21 protein-coding genes are annotated in these 19,808 nt (G+C 54.8%); 17 read left to right on the forward strand and 4 right to left on the reverse strand.

The window, feature by feature from the left end:
- Positions 1–49 precede the first annotated feature (49 nt).
- Complete coding sequence (locus AC6EMZ_RS16395) at positions 50–409, forward strand: DUF2500 domain-containing protein (protein ID WP_498403719.1); 360 nt, start codon at positions 50–52, stop codon at positions 407–409.
- A gap of 82 nt (positions 410–491) precedes the next feature.
- Here AC6EMZ_RS16395 and AC6EMZ_RS16400 read toward each other — a convergent pair whose 3' ends face one another.
- Entirely contained in the window at positions 492–773 is a 282-nt protein-coding gene (locus AC6EMZ_RS16400; RefSeq protein WP_498403721.1) for a DUF1145 family protein, read from the reverse strand.
- Positions 757–1,356 (reverse strand): 16S rRNA (guanine(966)-N(2))-methyltransferase, encoded by a 600-nt coding sequence (gene rsmD / locus AC6EMZ_RS16405; RefSeq protein WP_498403723.1) that lies wholly within the window; start codon positions 1,354–1,356, stop codon positions 757–759. Before rsmD ends, AC6EMZ_RS16400 begins: the two co-directional genes overlap by 17 nt.
- Positions 1,357–1,494: 138 nt before the next feature.
- Here rsmD and ftsY point away from each other — a divergent pair, with 138 nt between their 5' ends.
- The 6 genes from ftsY to livJ all read left to right on the forward strand — a co-directional run bounded on the left by ftsY (position 1,495) and on the right by livJ (position 8,432).
- Positions 1,495–2,907 (forward strand): signal recognition particle-docking protein FtsY, encoded by a 1,413-nt coding sequence (ftsY, locus tag AC6EMZ_RS16410; RefSeq protein WP_498403724.1) that lies wholly within the window; start codon positions 1,495–1,497, stop codon positions 2,905–2,907.
- 2 nt (positions 2,908–2,909) lie between these two features.
- Positions 2,910–3,575 carry a cell division ATP-binding protein FtsE gene (gene ftsE / locus AC6EMZ_RS16415; protein WP_498403726.1) on the forward strand — a complete coding sequence of 222 codons (666 nt, stop codon included), beginning with the start codon at positions 2,910–2,912 and terminating at the stop codon, positions 3,573–3,575.
- Positions 3,568–4,620 carry a permease-like cell division protein FtsX gene (gene ftsX, locus AC6EMZ_RS16420; RefSeq protein ID WP_498403728.1) on the forward strand — a complete coding sequence of 351 codons (1,053 nt, stop codon included), beginning with the start codon at positions 3,568–3,570 and terminating at the stop codon, positions 4,618–4,620. The genes ftsE and ftsX overlap by 8 nt, the downstream gene beginning before the upstream one ends.
- 256 nt (positions 4,621–4,876) lie before the next feature.
- Positions 4,877–5,734 (forward strand): RNA polymerase sigma factor RpoH, encoded by an 858-nt coding sequence (gene rpoH / locus AC6EMZ_RS16425; RefSeq protein WP_498403730.1) that lies wholly within the window; start codon positions 4,877–4,879, stop codon positions 5,732–5,734.
- 134 nt (positions 5,735–5,868) lie between these two features.
- Positions 5,869–7,134, forward strand: a complete 1,266-nt coding sequence (locus AC6EMZ_RS16430) for a 4-aminobutyrate--2-oxoglutarate transaminase (RefSeq protein ID WP_498403731.1) — start codon at positions 5,869–5,871, stop codon at positions 7,132–7,134.
- A 197-nt stretch (positions 7,135–7,331) separates the two neighbouring features.
- Positions 7,332–8,432, forward strand: a complete 1,101-nt coding sequence (livJ, locus tag AC6EMZ_RS16435; RefSeq protein ID WP_498403733.1) for a branched chain amino acid ABC transporter substrate-binding protein LivJ — start codon at positions 7,332–7,334, stop codon at positions 8,430–8,432.
- A 177-nt stretch (positions 8,433–8,609) separates the two neighbouring features.
- Here the strand turns inward: livJ and panM are convergent, their stop codons facing one another.
- Positions 8,610–8,993: an aspartate 1-decarboxylase autocleavage activator PanM gene (gene panM / locus AC6EMZ_RS16440; protein ID WP_498403735.1), complete on the reverse strand. Its 384-nt coding sequence runs from the start codon at positions 8,991–8,993 to the stop codon at positions 8,610–8,612.
- 423 nt (positions 8,994–9,416) lie between these two features.
- On the opposite strand from panM, the gene livK reads away from it, so the two are divergent.
- The 10 genes from livK to ugpQ all read left to right on the forward strand — a co-directional run bounded on the left by livK (position 9,417) and on the right by ugpQ (position 19,441).
- Entirely contained in the window at positions 9,417–10,526 is a 1,110-nt protein-coding gene (gene livK, locus AC6EMZ_RS16445) for a high-affinity branched-chain amino acid ABC transporter substrate-binding protein LivK (RefSeq protein WP_498403737.1), read from the forward strand.
- Between the two features lie 47 nt (positions 10,527–10,573).
- Positions 10,574–11,500 (forward strand): high-affinity branched-chain amino acid ABC transporter permease LivH, encoded by a 927-nt coding sequence (gene livH / locus AC6EMZ_RS16450; RefSeq protein ID WP_498403738.1) that lies wholly within the window; start codon positions 10,574–10,576, stop codon positions 11,498–11,500.
- On the forward strand, positions 11,497–12,774 hold the full coding sequence (locus tag AC6EMZ_RS16455) for a high-affinity branched-chain amino acid ABC transporter permease LivM (protein WP_498403740.1): 1,278 nt from the start codon (positions 11,497–11,499) through the stop codon (positions 12,772–12,774). Before livH ends, AC6EMZ_RS16455 begins: the two co-directional genes overlap by 4 nt.
- Positions 12,771–13,538: a high-affinity branched-chain amino acid ABC transporter ATP-binding protein LivG gene (livG, locus tag AC6EMZ_RS16460; RefSeq protein ID WP_498403742.1), complete on the forward strand. Its 768-nt coding sequence runs from the start codon at positions 12,771–12,773 to the stop codon at positions 13,536–13,538. Before AC6EMZ_RS16455 ends, livG begins: the two co-directional genes overlap by 4 nt.
- Position 13,539: 1 nt before the next feature.
- Positions 13,540–14,253 (forward strand): high-affinity branched-chain amino acid ABC transporter ATP-binding protein LivF, encoded by a 714-nt coding sequence (gene livF / locus AC6EMZ_RS16465; RefSeq protein WP_498403744.1) that lies wholly within the window; start codon positions 13,540–13,542, stop codon positions 14,251–14,253.
- Between the two features lie 236 nt (positions 14,254–14,489).
- On the forward strand, positions 14,490–15,806 hold the full coding sequence (ugpB, locus tag AC6EMZ_RS16470) for a sn-glycerol-3-phosphate ABC transporter substrate-binding protein UgpB (protein WP_498403745.1): 1,317 nt from the start codon (positions 14,490–14,492) through the stop codon (positions 15,804–15,806).
- 87 nt (positions 15,807–15,893) lie between these two features.
- Positions 15,894–16,781 (forward strand): sn-glycerol-3-phosphate ABC transporter permease UgpA, encoded by an 888-nt coding sequence (gene ugpA, locus AC6EMZ_RS16475; protein WP_498403747.1) that lies wholly within the window; start codon positions 15,894–15,896, stop codon positions 16,779–16,781.
- Complete coding sequence (gene ugpE / locus AC6EMZ_RS16480) at positions 16,778–17,623, forward strand: sn-glycerol-3-phosphate ABC transporter permease UgpE (RefSeq protein WP_498403749.1); 846 nt, start codon at positions 16,778–16,780, stop codon at positions 17,621–17,623. The genes ugpA and ugpE overlap by 4 nt, the downstream gene beginning before the upstream one ends.
- 1 nt (position 17,624) lies before the next feature.
- Positions 17,625–18,695, forward strand: coding sequence for a sn-glycerol-3-phosphate import ATP-binding protein UgpC (locus tag AC6EMZ_RS16485; protein WP_498403751.1), 1,071 nt, complete (start codon positions 17,625–17,627; stop codon positions 18,693–18,695).
- Positions 18,692–19,441 carry a glycerophosphodiester phosphodiesterase gene (gene ugpQ / locus AC6EMZ_RS16490; protein WP_498403752.1) on the forward strand — a complete coding sequence of 250 codons (750 nt, stop codon included), beginning with the start codon at positions 18,692–18,694 and terminating at the stop codon, positions 19,439–19,441. The genes AC6EMZ_RS16485 and ugpQ overlap by 4 nt, the downstream gene beginning before the upstream one ends.
- On the opposite strand, the gene AC6EMZ_RS16495 is transcribed toward ugpQ, so the two are convergent.
- Positions 19,422–19,802 carry a DUF2756 family protein gene (locus AC6EMZ_RS16495; protein ID WP_498403754.1) on the reverse strand — a complete coding sequence of 127 codons (381 nt, stop codon included), beginning with the start codon at positions 19,800–19,802 and terminating at the stop codon, positions 19,422–19,424. The genes ugpQ and AC6EMZ_RS16495 overlap by 20 nt on opposite strands.
- Between the last annotated feature and the right edge of the window lie 6 nt (positions 19,803–19,808).

Below are 19,808 nucleotides of genomic sequence, written 5' to 3' on the forward strand. Positions count from 1 at the left end.
GGATCGAGCAAGGTATCCTGATTTCCGCATAATCTGATGAGATTCAATAATGAGCAAGATGCCGCTATTTTTCATTATCGTGGTGGTGATTATCGTTGTCGCCGCGTCGTTTCGTTTTGTGAATCAGCGTCGCGTAAAAGCCGATAACGACGCCGCGCCGTTACAGCAAAAGCGGGTGGTGGTGAGTAACAAACGTGAAAAACCGCTTAACGATCGTCGTTCTCGCCAGCAGCAGGTCACACCCGCCGGAACCGCTATGCGCTACGAAGCAAGCTTTAAGCCGGAGAACGGCGGGCTAGAGATGACGTTCCGCCTCGACGAGGCGCGTTACCATCAGTTAACGGTGGGGGATAAGGGAATGTTGAGTTACAAAGGGTCGCGCTTTGAGGCGTTTAGCGTGGAGCCGTAATCTGCCGGGCGGCACTGCGTTTGCCCGGCCTACGGTGTTGTAGGCCCGGTAAGCGCAGCGTCACCGGGTAAAAGCGAGCTCGTTACTTCTTCGCCTGCGCTTTAAATTTCTTCATCCATACCAGCAGCTCAAACACGCCAAAAATAAACACGCGCAGTTGCTGCCAGCCGGTCATCGGCGGGCCGTCTTTCGGCAAGCCTGATTTCAGCATCACCATTTGCAGGGCATGCATAAATGAGGTGAAAATCAGCGCCACGTTAACAAAAATGTTCATCGGGCGCGGGAACGGATGCACCAGGTTCAGGATCAAAAAGGCCCAAACCCCCAGCATCAGCAAGCGTCCAACATTAATCAGTATCGGCATGAGACTCTCCTTGTACTTCACGGTGATATAAACGATAGGCCACCTGACCCGCTACTTGCTCACGATGCAGATCCCAGTGTAGTGGCACTGGCGGCAGACCGTTTTCGACTTCGCTTTCGATGTAAATCAGAGCGTCATCGGCCAGCCAGCCATTGTTTTCAAGCAGCGTTAACGTCTCTTCCAGTAGCCCTTTACGGAACGGGGGATCGATAAACACCACGTTGTGCGGCGTGCCAGTCTTTGCCAGAAACGCGAGCGTATTGGTATTGACCACTTTGGCATTCGTCGCTTTTAGCGTAGTGAGGTTTTGCTGTAACTGCTGGGCGACGCTGCGTTCCATCTCCAGCAGCGTGGCGCTGGCGGCATAACGCGACAGCGCTTCAATGCCCAATGCCCCGCTTCCGGCGAAGCAGTCCAGGCATGTCGCGTCTACCATTGACGGAGCCAGCCAGTTAAAAAGCGTCTCTCGTACGCGGTCTGTCGTGGGGCGCAAACCGGGACTGTCCGGCACCGGTAATTTCCGGCCACGCCATTGGCCGCCGATAATGCGAATTTGTCCGGCCTGGCGGTTAGTTTTCTTCATTTCTGGAAAGCTCTGCTAACAATTGGCCTGCGATTCCAGGCGGTGATGTCATTTAAGTAAAGTGTTAGACTATTTCATCATTTTTATAGCTTCCATGTATATAGCGCCAGAAATTAACCGCAAGGGGTGTAGTCGCAGATGGCAAAACAAAAAAAACGTGGCTTCTTTTCCTGGTTGGGCTTTGGTGAAAAAGAGCAAGAGACAGAACAAAAAACTGAAGAACAACAGGTAGTTGAAGAACCGCTTCAGCCAGAAACACCTGTTGAAACCGTGGCGGAAGTAGAAGCCGAAGAACCAACGCACAGTAAAGCCGAGACGGAAGCCTTTGCCGAAGAGGTGGTAGAGGTCACCGAACAGGTACAGGAAAGCGAGAAGCTGTTGCCGATCGAGCCTGAGCCTGTTGTCGTTGAAGAGATTATCGAGACGGTTGTCGAAGAAGCGCCGCAAGCGGTAGTCGAGCACGAAGAACTGCCGCTGCCGGAAGAGATTGAAGAAGAACCGGTCTCTGACGACGAACTGGAAGCACAGGCGCTTGCCGCCGTGGCCGCAGAAGAAGCGGTTATTGTCGTTCCGGTGGAAGACATTGAAGAACCCGTTGAGGAAATTGCTCAGGAACAGGAAAAACCAACCAAAGAAGGTTTCTTCGCACGCCTGAAGCGCAGCCTGCTTAAAACCAAAGAAAACCTCGGTTCCGGATTTATCAGTCTGTTCCGTGGTAAAAAAATCGACGATGATCTGTTTGAAGAGCTGGAAGAACAGCTGCTGATTGCCGACGTGGGAATGGACACTACCCGTAAAATCATCAACAACCTCACGGAAGGCGCGAGCCGCAAACAGCTGCGTGACGCCGAAGCGTTGTACGGTCTGCTGAAAGAAGAGATGGGCGAAATTCTCGCAAAAGTTGATGAACCGCTTAATATTGAAGGCAAAACACCCTTTGTTATTCTAATGGTGGGTGTGAACGGCGTGGGTAAAACCACCACGATCGGCAAAATGGCGCGTCAGTTTGAGCAGCAGGGCAAATCGGTGATGTTAGCGGCGGGGGATACCTTCCGTGCAGCAGCGGTTGAGCAGTTGCAAGTTTGGGGACAGCGAAACAATATTCCTGTAATTGCCCAGCACACTGGCGCGGATTCCGCTTCCGTTATCTTCGATGCCATTCAGGCGGCGAAGGCGCGTAACGTGGATGTGCTAATTGCTGATACCGCAGGGCGTTTGCAGAACAAATCGCACCTGATGGAAGAATTAAAGAAAATCGTCCGTGTGATGAAGAAACTGGACGAAGATGCACCACATGAAGTTATGCTGACGCTAGACGCCAGCACCGGGCAGAACGCCGTTAGCCAGGCGAAGCTGTTCAATGAAGCGGTTGGATTGACCGGCATTACGTTGACCAAACTGGACGGCACCGCCAAAGGCGGGGTGATTTTCTCTATTGCGGATCAGTTCAGTATTCCTATTCGCTACATTGGTGTCGGCGAACGTATCGAGGATTTACGTCCGTTTAATGCGGGCGACTTTATTGAGGCACTTTTTGCCCGAGAGGATTAACAATGATTCGCTTTGAACATGTCAGCAAGGCCTATCTCGGTGGGAGACAAGCGCTACAGGGGGTCACATTCCACCTGAAGCCAGGCGAGATGGCATTTCTGACCGGCCACTCTGGCGCGGGGAAAAGTACCCTGCTCAAGCTTATCTGTGGGATCGAGCGGCCAAGTGCCGGGAAAATCTTGTTTGGCGGCCATGACATTAGCCGCCTGAAAAACCGCGAGGTGCCGTTTTTACGTCGCCAGATCGGCATGATTTTCCAGGATCACCACCTGCTGATGGATCGCACCGTATTTGATAACGTGGCCATCCCGCTGATTATCGCGGGAGCCAGCTATGATGATATTCGTCGTCGCGTGTCGGCGGCATTAGACAAAGTTGGATTGCTGGACAAAGCGAGGAACTTCCCGATTCAGCTCTCCGGCGGTGAACAGCAGCGCGTGGGTATTGCCCGTGCGGTGGTGAACAAACCCGCCGTACTGCTGGCAGATGAACCGACCGGTAACCTGGACGATGCGCTTTCTGAAGGGATTTTGCGTCTGTTTGAGGAATTTAACCGCGTAGGGGTAACCGTATTGATGGCAACGCACGATATCGGGCTTATCTCCCGTCGTTCGTACCGCATGCTGTCCCTGAGCGACGGTCATTTGCACGGAGGCCTGAGTGAATAAGCGTGATGCAATAAACCAGATTCGGCAGTTCGGTAATCGTTTCGATCGGTTCCGTAAGCCGCAGGGCGGGGATGGCAATCGTAATGCGCCAAAGCGTGCAAAGCCGACAACAAAGCCGAATTCGCGTAAAACCAACGTCTTTAACGAACAGGTACGCTACGCCTTTCATGGCGCTGTGCAAGACCTGAAAAGTAAACCGCTGGCGACGTTCCTGACGGTGATGGTTATCGCCATCTCCCTGACGCTACCGAGCGTATGCTACATGGTCTACAAAAACGTTAACCAGGCGGCTTCGCAATATTATCCATCCCCGCAGATTACGGTGTATCTGGATAAAGCGCTGGACGACAATGCGGCGGCACAGGTTGTCGGGCAACTCCAGTCCGAGCAGGGCGTGGAAAAGGTTAACTATTTGTCGCGCGACGAAGCGCTGGGCGAATTCCGCAACTGGTCCGGCTTTGGCGGCGCGCTGGATATGCTGGAAGAGAACCCGCTGCCCGCCGTGGCGGTAGTGATCCCGAAGCTCGATTTTCAGGGGACAGAATCGCTCAATACCCTGCGTGATCGCATCAGCCGTGTAAATGGCATTGATGAAGTGCGGATGGATGATAGCTGGTTTGCTCGTCTGGCCTCCCTGACCGGGCTGGTAGGGCGCGTTGCGGCCATGATCGGCGTGCTGATGGTGGCGGCGGTGTTCCTCGTCATCGGTAACAGCGTGCGTCTGAGCATCTTTTCGCGTCGCGATAGCATTAACGTGCAGAAACTGATTGGTGCGACGGATGGATTCATCTTGCGTCCGTTCCTTTACGGCGGCGCATTGCTTGGTTTTTCCGGTGCATTTCTTTCACTAATTTTGTCAGAAATTTTGGTGATGCGGCTTTCATCTGCCGTGACCGAAGTGGCGCAGGTTTTCGGAACTAAGTTTGATATCAGTGGCTTAGCTTTTGATGAGTGCCTGCTGTTGCTGCTGGTTTGTTCGATGATCGGCTGGATCGCCGCCTGGCTTGCCACGGTACAACATTTACGCCACTTTACTCCCCAATAAAAATTTTCTGATATAATCTTTCCCTGCAATGAGTACTTCGCTCTGCAGGGAAAGAGATCCCTGTTGTCTCTCCCTCGCAGAACCATCTCCGTGTCACATTTTGTGCGTAATTTGTTCACTGTTGCACCTGGAACTTGTGGATAAAATCACTGTCTGATAAAAGTGTGAATGATATTCTCGTTGCTCAAATGCTTTGGCATGGTTGTTGCCTGATGGGGATAACCTGGACCAGAAGAGAATTAATTGAGAGGAATGAATGACCAAAGAAATGCAAACTTTAGCCTTAGCCCCTATTGGTAATCTGGAATCGTATATCCGGGCTGCTAACACCTGGCCTATGTTGACGGCCGAGGAAGAAAAGGAGCTTGCTGAAAAGCTGCATTACCAGGGCGATCTGGAAGCAGCAAAAACGCTGATCCTGTCTCACCTGCGCTTTGTTGTTCACGTTGCTCGTAATTATTCGGGTTACGGCCTGCCGCAGGCGGACTTGATTCAGGAAGGCAACATCGGCCTGATGAAGGCAGTACGTCGCTTCAACCCAGAAGTGGGTGTGCGTCTGGTCTCCTTCGCCGTGCACTGGATTAAAGCTGAAATTCACGAATACGTCCTGCGTAACTGGCGTATTGTGAAAGTCGCTACGACCAAAGCGCAGCGCAAACTGTTCTTCAACCTGCGTAAAGCCAAGCAGCGTCTGGGCTGGTTCAATCAGGATGAAGTCGAAATGGTGGCGCGCGAGCTGGGTGTATCCAGCAAAGATGTGCTTGAGATGGAATCCCGTATGGCCGCGCAGGACATGACGTTTGATATGTCTTCCGACGACGATGCGCAGGATGGCCATCCAATGGCACCGGTACTGTATCTCCAGGATAAAACGTCTAACTTTGCTGAAGGCATTGAAGAAGACAACTGGGAAGATCAGGCCGCCAACAAACTGACTCACGCGATGGAAGGTCTCGACGAGCGCAGCCAGGCGATTATTCGCGCTCGCTGGCTGGACGAAGATAACAAGTCCACGCTGCAGGAGTTGGCCGACCGCTACGGCGTGTCCGCTGAACGTGTACGTCAGCTTGAAAAGAACGCCATGAAAAAACTTCGCATCGCTATCGAAGCGTAATTTCCGCGAAGTCCCCGATAACCCCTGGATGAAAATCTGGGGGTTTTGTTTTTTTAGCGCCTGCTCTGGCGAATTCCTCCCCCCTGGCAAACACTTACAGATGCGCTAAGCATGCGACATCTTAGGGGGACAGGGTGAAAAACAACGAATTAAACGAACGGCGATTGCAGGCCACGCCGCGCGGTATCGGCGTAATGTGCGGGTTCTACGCTGATAAAGCTGAAAACGCGACGCTGTGGGACGTCGAAGGTAACGAGGTCATCGACTTCGCTGCCGGGATTGCGGTGCTGAATACCGGCCATCGCCATCCCAAAGTCGTCGCCGCCATTGAAAAACAACTCCACGCGTTTACCCATACGGCCTATCAAATTGTGCCATACGAGGGGTATATCGCGCTGGCGGAACGTATTAACGCCCGTGTGCCCATCGAGGGTCCTGCCAAAACGGCGTTCTTCTCAACCGGTGCAGAAGCCGTCGAAAACGCCGTCAAAATTGCGCGCGCCTACACCAAACGCCCAGGGCTTATCAGCTTCGGCGGTGCTTTCCATGGCCGTACTTTTATGACCATGGCGCTAACCGGCAAAGTGGCTCCTTATAAAATCGGCTTCGGCCCGTTCCCTGGTTCGGTTTATCACGCGCCATATCCAAACGAACTGCACGGCATTAGCTCGCAGGATGCGCTAAAAAGCCTGGAGCGCATCTTTAAAGCCGATATCGCGCCAGACCAGGTTGCAGCCATTATTCTTGAACCGGTTCAGGGCGAAGGCGGTTTTAATATCGCGCCAGCCGACTTTATGCAGGGGCTGCGAACGCTTTGCGATACCCACGGCATCCTGCTGATTGCCGACGAAGTGCAAACGGGTTTTGCCCGTACCGGCAAACTGTTTTCTATGGAACACCATAACGTGAAGCCCGATCTCATCACCATGGCGAAAAGTCTGGCGGGTGGAATGCCGCTTTCTGCCGTTTCCGGCAGGGCCGAGGTGATGGACGCCCCTGCGCCGGGTGGTCTCGGCGGGACATATGCCGGTAACCCGCTGGCGATTGCGGCGGCACTGGCGGTGCTGGAGGTCATTGACGAAGAAGATCTTTGTACCCGCGCTGCGCATCTCGGTCAGCATCTGGTGGAAGTGCTGAACAAGGCTAAATCGGACTGCCCGTTTATTGCGGATATTCGCGCGCAAGGCTCAATGGTGGCGGTGGAGTTTACCGATCCACAAACCGGCGAGCCCTCGCCGGAGTTCACCCGTCAGGTGCAGGACCGCGCCCTGAAGGAAGGATTATTGCTGTTGAGCTGCGGCGTTTATGGCAACGTGATTCGTTTTCTCTATCCGCTCACCATCCCTGAAGCGCAATTCCGTAAAGCGCTGGATATTATTTCTGTGACGCTGACTCGTTAAAGCCATCTGCCCGGCAGAAATCCCTGTCGGGCCAATCATATATTCATTTCAAATTAGCTATTCCAAAACTATAAAAATGGGGTATGTTTTAGCAGAGTGTGCTGAAAAAGCGCGAGTGGTACACCTATAACTGAAATAAAGCGCTACACAACAACATCACAACAATCGAAATAACCATAATAATGGGGAATCTCAGGATGAATATGAAGGGTAAAGCGCTGCTGGCAGGATGTATCGCGTTAGCATTTAGCACGATGGCGCAGGCAGATATTAAAGTGGCCGTTGTCGGTGCAATGTCCGGTCCGGTAGCACAGTACGGCGACCAGGAATTTACTGGCGCAGAACAGGCGGTTGCAGACATTAATGCCAAGGGCGGAATCAAAGGCGAAAAACTGCAGATCGTAAAATATGATGATGCCTGTGACCCGAAACAAGCGGTCGCGGTAGCGAACAAAGTGATCAACGACGGTATCAAATACGTTATCGGTCACCTGTGCTCATCCTCTACCCAGCCTGCGTCTGATATCTATGAAGACGAAGGCATTCTGATGATCACTCCAGCAGCAACCGCACCGGAACTGACCGCGCGCGGCTATAAACTGGTGATGCGTACTACCGGTCTGGACTCGGATCAGGGCCCAACCGCCGCAAAATACATTGTCGAAAAAGTGAAGCCAAAGCGCATCGCGATTGTTCATGATAAACAGCAGTACGGTGAAGGCCTGGCGCGCTCTGTGCAGGATAACCTGAAGAAAGCCAACGCTAACGTGGTCTTCTTCGATGGTATCACTGCCGGTGAGAAAGACTTCTCCACGCTGGTGGCGCGTCTGAAGAAAGAGAATATCGATTTCGTTTACTACGGTGGCTACCACCCGGAAATGGGCCAGATCCTGCGTCAGGCACGTGCTGCTGGCCTGAAAACTCAGTTCATGGGTCCAGAAGGTGTGGCGAACGTGTCCCTGTCTAACATCGCTGGCGAATCCGCAGAAGGCCTGCTGGTGACCAAGCCGAAGAATTACGATCAGGTTCCGGCGAACAAACCTATCGTTGAGGCGATCAAGGCGAAGAAACAGGATCCAAGCGGCGCGTTCGTGTGGACCACCTACGCTGCGCTGCAATCTCTGCAGGCGGGTCTGAACCAGTCAGCCGATCCGGCTGAAATCGCGAAATACCTGAAAGCGAATACCGTTGAAACCGTAATGGGGCCGCTGTCCTGGGATGCGAAGGGCGATTTGAAAGGCTTTGAGTTCGGCGTGTTTGATTGGCATGCGGACGGCACGGCGACTGACGCAAAATAATTTTCCCGTCGCCTTTCGCGCCGCAGGTGCGTTGGCTGCGTTATTCAACCCCGGTCACTTACTTATGTAAGCTCCCGGGGATTTCATAACTTGCCGCCTTCCTGCAACACGAAATGCTTGGGAAAATGTTGTGGAGAATCCAGGCCGGGTAAGGCGCAGCCGCTACCCGGCTTTCTTTTAGTGCTTCTCCCACCCGTTTGCCCGCGCCGTAAAGCCTAACGTCTGCATAAATGCCGCCATCACGCTGCGGTCTTCCACGCCGATATCCGCCATCCACCAGGACGTTACGCCCGGATTTTCGCGGATCACTTCTTCAATCAGATACTGTCCCACGCCACGACGGCGAGTGACGTCGCGCACGCGCAGTGAATCCAATGCCCCTTCCGTTCCGCTCAGCGTCACGCGTACCGCGCCCAGCAAACGCTCGTTAAAGCGGGCAGCATAGATTTGATGCGTGTCATCGACGGTCAGTGAAGCAGGGGAATATTCCGGCCAGATTTTGCCAAGATCAATATGATCCTGGTCGCTAAAGGTCACCAGACGAACGATAGTCAGTTTCATTAGCAGCTTGTCCAAATCAAAAAGAGTGAAGCAGTGTACTCAATTTCTTTGAACAGAGGCTTCCACTTTTTCAAAGCATTCTCCAGGTGATTACTTTTTTAGCGGCGTGATGTCTGGTTATAAAACGCAGGGATCGAAAAATAAGCAGAATTTTAACCTAAGGCGTAGTGATTTATTCGGCGCTTTGTACCGTTATTTTATGCTGCAAACTGCACTTTTATTTGTTTATCTCTGTCTGATTTCAGAATATTATCTTTGCTTAATCGCCTGAAAAATAGAGATTTTAGTCTGGTTTTTAGCAAAAAACTGCGCTAAACCATTAAAGGCACTGGTAAAAATAGTGTTGTGCATTAAAAGTACAGAATGCTTTTTAACCATAATAAAACAAAATATATACACGACATCACGAATGGGGACTCAGAGATGAAAAGGAACGCGAAGGCTTTTATCGCGGGAATGGTTGCACTGGCGATTTCGCAGTCGGCTATGGCGGAAGAGATTAAAGTTGCTGTTGTCGGTGCGATGTCCGGTCCGGTTGCCCAATGGGGCGATATGGAGTTCAACGGTGCGCGTCAGGCAATCAAAGACATCAACGCCAAAGGCGGAATCAAAGGCGATAAACTGGTCGGCGTGGAATATGACGATGCGTGCGATCCTAAACAGGCCGTCGCCGTGGCCAACAAAATCGTGAACGATGGCATTCAGTATGTCATCGGCCACCTGTGTTCTTCTTCGACTCAGCCCGCGTCCGATATCTATGAAGACGAAGGCATTCTGATGATCACCCCTGGCGCAACGAACCCAGAACTGACCCAGCGTGGCTATCAGCACATCATGCGTACCGCCGGTCTGGACTCCTCTCAGGGGCCGACTGCGGCCAAATACATCCTCGAAAAAGTGAAGCCACAGCGCATCGCAATTGTTCACGATAAGCAGCAGTACGGCGAAGGCCTGGCGCGTTCCGTACAGGATGCCCTGAAAAAAGGCGGCGCAAATATCGTCTTCTTCGACGGCATTACCGCAGGTGAGAAAGATTTCTCGGCGCTGATTGCCCGTCTGCAAAAAGAGAATATTGATTTCGTTTACTACGGCGGTTACTACCCGGAAATGGGCCAGATGCTGCGTCAGGCGCGTGCTACCGGAATGAAAACCCAGTTCATGGGCCCGGAAGGCGTGGGTAATGCCTCGTTGTCCAACATCGCGGGCAGTGCGGGTGAAGGCATGCTGGTGACGATGCCAAAACGCTATGACCAGGATCCGAGCAACAAGGCTATCGTAGAGGCGCTCAAGGCGCAGAAGAAAGATCCGAGCGGTCCGTACATATGGATCACCTATGCCGCCGTACAGTCTCTGGCCACCGCGCTGGAACGTACCGGCAGTAAAGCGCCGTTGGACCTGGTGAAAGATTTAAAAGCGCACGGGGCAAACACCGTGATAGGGCCGCTGAACTGGGATGAGAAAGGCGATCTAAAGGGATTTGAATTTGGTGTCTTCCAGTGGCACGCCGACGGGTCATCGTCGGTCGCCAAATAATTATCCCACCGCCCGGTCATGCCGGGCGGGTATGAAAAGGTTTCCTTATGTCCGAGCAGTTTCTCTACTTCTTGCAGCAGATGTTTAACGGCGTCACGCTGGGAAGCACCTATGCGCTGATCGCCATCGGCTACACCATGGTTTACGGCATTATTGGCATGATCAACTTCGCCCACGGCGAGGTTTATATGATTGGCAGCTATGTCTCCTTTATGATCATCGCCGCGCTAATGATGATGGGCATTGATACAGGATGGATGCTGGTGGCCGCCGGTTTCGTTGGCGCGATTGTGATTGCCAGCGCCTACGGCTGGAGTATCGAACGCGTGGCCTATCGCCCGGTGCGCAGCTCCAAACGTCTGATTGCACTGATCTCCGCCATCGGGATGTCGATATTCCTGCAAAACTACGTCAGCCTGACTGAAGGCTCGCGCGACGTGGCGCTGCCAAGTCTGTTTAACGGCCAGTGGACCGTCGGTGCCAGCGAAAACTTCTCTGCCACCATCACCACCATGCAGCTGGTTATCTGGATTGTCACCTTCCTGGCGATGCTCGCCTTGACCATTTTTATTCGTTATTCCCGCATGGGACGCGCCTGTCGCGCCTGCGCGGAAGACCTGAAAATGGCGAGTCTGCTGGGGATTAACACCGACCGCGTGATTGCGCTGACCTTTGTGATTGGCGCGGCGATGGCGGCGGTGGCGGGTGTACTGCTCGGGCAGTTCTACGGCGTTATCAACCCGTATATCGGCTTTATGGCCGGGATGAAAGCCTTTACCGCTGCGGTGCTGGGCGGGATCGGTAGTATTCCAGGTGCAATGATCGGCGGCCTGATTTTAGGCGTGGCCGAAGCGCTCTCCTCTGCGTATCTGAGTACCGAATATAAAGACGTGGTGTCGTTCGCGCTGCTGATCGTGGTGCTGCTGGTGATGCCGACCGGGATTCTGGGTCGCCCGGAGGTAGAGAAAGTATGAAACCGATGCATTTTGCGATGGCGCTGCTTTCTGCGGCCATGTTCTTCGTGCTGGCGGGCGTTTTTATGGGCGTTCAGCTAGAACTCGACGGCACTAAGCTGGTCGTCGATACCGCTGGTGATATCCGCTGGCAATGGGTATTTGTCGGTACGGGTGTCGTGTTCCTGTTCCAGCTGTTGCGGCCAATCTTCCAGAAGACGCTGAAAAACGTCTCTGGGCCGAAGTTTGTCCTGCCCGCCATTGATGGCTCAAGCGTTAAGCAGAAGCTGTTCCTGGTGGCACTGCTGGTTGCGGCGGTGGCATGGCCGTTTGTGGTTTCGCGCGGTACGGTAGATATCGCCACGCTGACCATGATTTACGTCATTTTGGGTCTGGGCCTGAACGTCGTGGTCGGGCTGTCCGGCCTGCTGGTGCTGGGTTACGGTGGTTTTTACGCCATCGGTGCCTACACCTTTGCGTTGCTGAACCACTATTACGGTCTTGGATTCTGGACCTGTCTGCCGCTGGCAGGGCTGGTGTCTGCCGCTGCGGGCTTCCTGCTGGGCTTCCCGGTACTGCGCCTGCGCGGTGACTATCTGGCGATTGTCACTTTAGGCTTCGGTGAGATCGTCCGTATTCTGCTGCTCAACAATACCGAGATCACTGGCGGGCCGAACGGCATCAGCCAGATCCCGAAACCCACTTTCTTTGGTCTGGAGTTCAGTCGCACCGCGCGCGAAGGCGGCTGGGATACCTTCAGTAATTTCTTCGGCATCAAGTACGATCCGTCCGACCGCGTGATTTGGCTGTATCTGGTGGCTTTGCTGCTGGTGGTGATTACGCTGTTCGTGATTAACCGTCTGCTGCGTATGCCGCTGGGCCGCGCGTGGGAAGCGCTGCGCGAAGATGAAATCGCCTGCCGCTCGCTGGGCCTGAACCCGACTCGTATCAAGCTGACCGCGTTCACCATCAGCGCCGCGTTTGCGGGCTTTGCAGGAACGCTGTTTGCCGCGCGTCAGGGCTTTGTCAGCCCGGAATCCTTCACCTTTGCAGAGTCGGCCTTCGTGCTGGCGATCGTGGTGTTGGGCGGGATGGGCTCGCAGTTCGCCGTTATCCTCGCGGCCATTTTGCTGGTGGTTTCTCGCGAGCTGATGCGTGACTTTAACGAATACAGCATGCTGATGCTGGGTGGTTTGATGGTGCTGATGATGATCTGGCGTCCGCAGGGCTTGCTGCCGATGACCCGTCCGCAGCTGAAGCTAAAAAGCGCTCAGGCAAAAGGAGAGCAGGCATGAGCCAGCCCTTATTATCCGTAAATGGCCTGATGATGCGTTTTGGCGGCCTGCTGGCGGTCAACAACGTGTCGCTGGACCTGTTCCCAAAAGAGATCGTCTCCCTGATTGGCCCGAACGGCGCGGGGAAAACCACGGTGTTCAACTGCCTGACCGGTTTCTATAAGCCGACGGGTGGCACCATCATGCTGGGTGACAAACATCTTGAAGGCCTGCCGGGCCAGCAAATCGCACGGATGGGCGTGGTGCGCACCTTCCAGCATGTGCGCCTGTTCCGTGAGATGACGGTGATTGAAAACCTGCTGGTGGCGCAACATCAGCAGCTGAAAACGGGTCTCTTCGCTGGCCTGCTGAAAACCCCGGCTTTCCGCCGGGCGCAGGATGAAGCACTGGATCGCGCCGCCACCTGGCTTGACCGTATCGGCCTGCTGCAACACGCCAACCGTCAGGCCAGTAACCTGGCCTACGGTGACCAGCGTCGTCTGGAGATTATTCGCTGCATGGTCACGCAGCCAGAGATCCTGATGCTCGACGAACCGGCTGCGGGGCTTAACCCGAAAGAGACCAAAGAGCTGGACGAGCTGATCGTCGAGCTGCGTAACCATCACGACACCACCATCCTGCTGATCGAGCATGATATGAAGCTGGTGATGGGGATTTCCGACCGTATTTACGTGGTGAACCAGGGCACGCCGCTGGCGAACGGCACGCCGGAAGAGATTCGTAACAACCCGGACGTGATCCGCGCCTACCTCGGTGAGGCATAAGATGGAAAAAGCGATGTTAACGTTCGACAAGGTGAATGCCCACTACGGCAAAATCCAAGCCCTGCACGACGTCAGCCTGCATATCAATCAGGGTGAAATCGTTACGCTGATTGGGGCAAACGGCGCGGGTAAAACCACGCTGCTCGGTACATTGTGCGGTGACCCGCGCGCCACCAGCGGACGTATTGTGTTTGATGGAAAAGACATTACCGACTGGCAGACCGCCAAAATCATGCGTGAAGCGGTAGCGATTGTGCCAGAAGGGCGTCGCGTCTTCTCGCGAATGACGGTGGAAGAGAACCTGGCGATGGGCGGTTTTTTTGCCGAACGCGACCAGTATCAGGACCGCATCAAGCGCGTGTATGAACTCTTCCCGCGTCTGTTCGAGCGTCGTATTCAGCGCGCGGGCACTATGTCCGGCGGTGAACAGCAGATGCTGGCGATCGGCCGCGCGCTGATGAGTCAACCGCGCCTGCTGCTGCTCGACGAGCCGTCGCTCGGTCTCGCGCCGATTATCATCCAGCAGATCTTCGACACCATCGAACAACTGCGCAAAGAGGGGATGACTATCTTCCTCGTTGAGCAAAACGCCAACCAGGCGCTGAAGCTCGCGGATCGTGGCTACGTGCTGGAAAACGGCCACGTCGTACTCTCCGATACCGGCGATGCGCTGCTGGCAAATGAAGCGGTGCGAAGCGCTTACTTAGGCGGGTAATAAAAGCAAAAAGGCAACGCACGTTGCCTTTTTTAATGTTTTCTCCCTCTCCCCGTGGGAGAGGGGCGGGGTGAGGGCAACCGACCGCACCCTTCATATTTCCATCATCCCCCTGACGCTTTGTTGTCACCATTCTGTAAACAAACAGTTATTTTTCTGTCATTCGAGCATGTCATGTTACCTCGCGAGCATAAAACGCGTGATATCGCGCATCCGGCACAATAAGAGAGATGACAATGACATCGTTACGACACACAGCTTTGGGTCTGGCTCTGGGACTGGCTTTTGCGGGCAACGCGATGGCCGTAACCTCCATTCCGTTCTGGCATTCCATGGAAGGGGAGTTGGGCAAAGAGGTTGACTCCCTGGCGCAGCGTTTCAACGACACCCACCCGGATTACAAAATTGTGCCGGTGTACAAAGGCAACTACGAGCAGAGCCTGAGTGCAGGCATTGCGGCATTCCGTACCGGCAACGCCCCGGCGCTGTTGCAGGTCTATGAAGTCGGCACCGCGACCATGATGGCCTCTAAAGCGATCAAACCGGTGTACGAAGTGTTCAAGGATGCGGGCATCAACTTCGACGAATCCCAGTTCGTGCCGACCGTTTCCGGCTACTACACCGATTCCAAAACCGGGCACCTGCTGTCCCAGCCGTTTAACAGCTCCACGCCGGTGCTCTACTACAACAAAGACGCCTTCAAAAAAGCCGGTTTAGACCCAGAGCAGCCGCCGAAAACCTGGCAGGATCTGGCGGAATACACCGCGAAGCTGAAAGCGGCGGGCATGAAGTGCGGTTACGCCAGCGGCTGGCAGGGCTGGATCCAGATTGAAAACTTCAGCGCCTGGCACGGTCTGCCGGTGGCGACCAAAAACAACGGCTTTGACGGTACCGACGCAGTGCTGGAGTTCAACAAGCCAGAGCAGGTAAAACACATCGCGCTGCTGGAAGCACTCAACAAGAAGGGCGATTTCAGCTACTTCGGGCGTAAAGATGAATCCACCGAGAAGTTCTACAACGGTGATTGCGCTATTACTACTGCCTCTTCCGGATCGCTGGCGGATATCCGTCACTACGCCAAATTCAACTACGGCGTGGGCATGATGCCTTACGACGCTGACGTGAAGGGCGCGCCGCAGAACGCCATTATCGGCGGTGCGAGCCTGTGGGTGATGCAGGGCAAAGACAACGGCACTTACAAAGGCGTTGCTGAGTTCCTCGATTTCCTGGCGAAACCGGAAAACGCCGCCGAGTGGCACCAGAAAACCGGCTACCTGCCGATCACCAAAGCGGCTTACGACCTGACCCGCGAGCAGGGATTCTATGAGAAGAACCCGGGTGCGGATATTGCGACGCGTCAGATGATGAACAAGCCGCCGCTGCCGTTCACCAAAGGCCTGCGTCTGGGCAACATGCCGCAGATTCGTACCATCGTCGATGAAGAACTGGAAAGCGTGTGGACCGGTAAGAAAACCCCACAGCAGGCGCTGGACTCTGCGGTAGAGCGCGGAAATCAGCTGCTGCGCCGCTTTGAGCAGTCAACGAAGTCTTAATTAACACTCATTCCCCCCTCATCCTAACCCTCTCCCCAAAGGGGAGAGGGTTAGGATGAGGGGGGAAACTTACGACAGAGTAAAACTATGTCATCATCCCGTCCGGTGTTCCGTTCGCGCTGGCTGCCCTATTTGCTGGTCGCACCGCAACTGATCATCACCGTCATCTTCTTTATCTGGCCTGCGGGCGAAGCGCTGTGGTACTCGGTCCAGAGCGTCGATCCCTTTGGTTTGTCCAGCCAGTTCGTCGGCCTGGATAACTTCGCCGCGCTGTGGCACGACAGCTATTACATCGACTCCTTCTGGACGACGATAAAATTCAGCACCATGGTCACCGTCAGCGGTCTGGTCGCCTCGCTGTTCTTCGCCGCGCTGGTCGATTACGTGGTGCGCGGCAGCCGTATCTATCAAACGCTAATGCTGCTGCCGTACGCGGTTGCCCCTGCGGTCGCCGCCGTGCTGTGGATCTTCCTCTTTAACCCTGGGCGCGGGCTGATTACCCATTTCCTCGCTGAGATGGGCTACGACTGGAACCACGCGCAGAACAGCGGTCAGGCAATGTTCCTGGTGGTCTTTGCCTCGGTGTGGAAGCAAATAAGCTACAACTTCCTGTTCTTTTTTGCCGCGCTCCAGTCCATCCCACGTTCGCTGGTAGAAGCCGCCGCCATCGACGGCGCAGGCCCGATTCGCCGCTTCTTCAAGCTGTCGCTGCCGCTGATCGCCCCGGTGAGTTTTTTCCTGCTGGTGGTCAACCTGGTGTACGCCTTTTTCGACACCTTTCCGGTTATCGATGCTGCCACGGCGGGCGGCCCGGTGCAGGCGACTACCACGCTGATTTATAAGATCTACCGCGAAGGTTTTGCCGGGCTGGATCTGTCGGCCTCTGCCGCGCAGTCGGTGGTGCTGATGTTCCTGGTGATTGTCCTGACGGTGGTTCAGTTCCGCTATGTTGAAAGTAAGGTGCGCTACCAATGATTGAGAACCGTCCAGGGCTGACGATTTTCAGCCACACCATGCTGATTCTGGGGATTATCGTCATCCTTTTTCCGCTGTATATCGCCTTCGTCGCGGCCACGTTAGATACCAAAGCGGTCTTCGACACGCCGATGACGCTGATCCCAGGCTCGCATCTTTTTGAAAACATGGCGACCATCTGGACGCAAGGCGTGGGTGCCAACAGCGCGCCGTTCTGGCTGATGATGCTCAACAGCTTCATCATGGCGTTTGGCATCACGGTGGGCAAAATCACGGTGTCGATGCTCTCGGCGTTTGCCATCGTCTGGTTCCGCTTTCCGCTACGCAACCTGTTCTTCTGGATGATTTTTATCACCCTTATGCTGCCGGTCGAAGTGCGAATCTTCCCGACGGTCGAAGTGATCGCCAACCTCAAGATGCTGGACAGCTACGCGGGCCTGACGCTGCCGCTGATGGCCTCGGCGACGGCGACCTTCCTGTTCCGCCAGTTCTTTATGACCCTGCCGGACGAGCTGATTGAAGCGGCGCGCATTGACGGCGCGTCGCCGATGCGCTTTTTCCGCGACATCGTGCTGCCGCTGTCCAAAACCAACCTCGCGGCGCTGTTTGTTATCACCTTTATCTACGGCTGGAACCAGTATCTGTGGCCGCTATTGATTGTGCAGGACGTCAATCTCGGCACCGCTGTGGCGGGCATTAAAGGCATGATCGCCACTGGCGAAGGCACCACCCTCTGGAACCAGGTGATGGCGGCAATGCTGCTTACGCTTATCCCCCCGGTCGTTATTGTTTTAGCCATGCAGCGCGCGTTCGTGCGTGGTTTAGTGGACAGTGAGAAATAAGATGGCAGATTTAAAATTACAGGCAGTCACCAAAAGCTGGGATGGCAAAACCCAGGTCATCCAGCCGCTGACGCTCGACGTGGCGGACGGCGAGTTTATTGTGATGGTCGGCCCGTCCGGCTGTGGCAAATCGACCCTGCTGCGTATGGTGGCAGGGCTTGAACGCGTCACTAGCGGCGATATCTGGATTGACCGCCAGCGCGTGACCGAGAAGGAGCCGAAAGATCGCGGTATCGCCATGGTGTTTCAGAACTATGCGCTCTATCCGCACATGAGCGTGGAGGAGAACATGGCCTGGGGCCTGAAAATCCGCGGCATGGGCAAGGGGCATATCGACGAGCGCGTCAAAGAAGCCGCGCGCATTCTGGAACTGGACGGTTTGCTCAAGCGCCGTCCGCGCGAGCTGTCCGGCGGGCAGCGTCAGCGCGTGGCGATGGGCCGCGCCATCGTGCGTGACCCGGCGGTGTTTTTATTTGATGAGCCGCTGTCTAACCTCGACGCCAAGCTGCGCGTGCAGATGCGTCTGGAGTTGCAACACCTGCATCGCCGCCTCAAAACAACTTCGCTGTACGTGACCCACGATCAGGTAGAAGCCATGACTCTGGCGCAGCGTGTGATGGTGATGAACAAAGGTATCGCCGAGCAGATTGGTACACCGGTTGAAGTGTATGAAAAGCCTGCCAGCCGCTTTGTGGCGAGCTTTATCGGCAGCCCGGCAATGAATCTGCTGGAAGGGCGCATCAGCAGCGCAGGCACGCATTTTGAGCTGGAAAGCGGCATGGCGTTACCGATCAACTGGTTTTATCGTGGTTACGCCGGGCGTAAAATGACGCTCGGTATCCGCCCGGAACATATTGCGCTAAGCTCGCAGGCAGAAGGCGGCGTGCCGTTGGTGATGGACACGCTGGAGATGCTGGGTGCTGATAATCTGGCGCACGGACGCTGGGGCGAACAAAAAATGGTGGTGCGTCTTGCGCATCAGGAACGCCCAAAGGCGGGCAGCACGCTGTGGCTGCATCTGCCGGAAAATCACCTGCACTTATTTGATGGTGAAACAGGACAACGCGTATGAGTAACTGGCCATATCCCCACATCGTCGCCCATCGTGGCGGCGGTAAGCTGGCACCGGAAAACACGCTGGCGGCAATTGACGTAGGTGCGCACTACGGGCACACGATGATTGAGTTTGATGCCAAGCTGTCGAAAGATGGCGAAATTTTTCTGCTGCACGATGACAACCTTGAGCGCACCAGCAACGGCTGGGGCGTGGCGGGTGAACTGCCGTGGCACGACCTGCTGAAGGTGGATGCCGGGAGCTGGTACAGCAAAGCATTCAAAAACGAACCGCTGCCGCTACTGGCGCAAGTGGCCGATCGCTGCCGGAAGCACAGCATGATGGCAAATATTGAAATCAAACCGACTACCGGCACCGGTCCGCTGACGGGTAAAGCGATTGCGCTGGCGGCGCGTGAATTGTGGGCAGGGATGACCGCGCCGCTGCTGTCGTCATTTGAAATCGACGCTCTGGAAGCGGCTCAGGCTGCCGCCCCGGAACTGCCGCGCGGTTTATTGCTGGATGAGTGGCGTGATGACTGGCAGGCGTTGACCACGCGTTTAGGCTGCGTGTCGATTCATCTGAATCACAAGCTGCTGGATGAAGCGCGCGTGAAAATGCTGAAAGAGGCTGGCCTGCATATCCTGGTGTATACGGTCAACAAACCCCAGCGTGCCGCTCAACTACTGCGCTGGGGCGTTGACAGTATCTGTACCGACGCAATTGATGCTATCGGCCCACACTTTAGTTCTGCGGACTATTAAGCATATCGCCATTCGCGCGCGGCGGTATCATGTGCTGCTGCCCGCTGCTCTGAGTCGTCGCACCGCCTAACATGCCGCCGTTGCTATTCGGCAACGGTTGCTCACGCACTTGGCCCTGCTGGATGCGCTGGGTATTGTTGTTCATCTGCGTTTGCAAATTCTGCTGCTGAAGCTGCGTCTGGGTTCTCAACTGCTGGTTGAGCATCCCTTTTTGCTGCTGTTGCTGCCCCATCATTTCAGTCTGCATACGTTGCTGGCTGGGTATAACGTAACCCTGTTGATTTGGGTTGTTCATGGTGTTCAGTGGCTGTGCGAGCGCGGCAAACGGAAGCAGCGCCGTAAGAATCAGTAATCGTTTCATTGTCAT

This window comes from Enterobacter sp. SCRI0065, assembly GCF_059766475.1.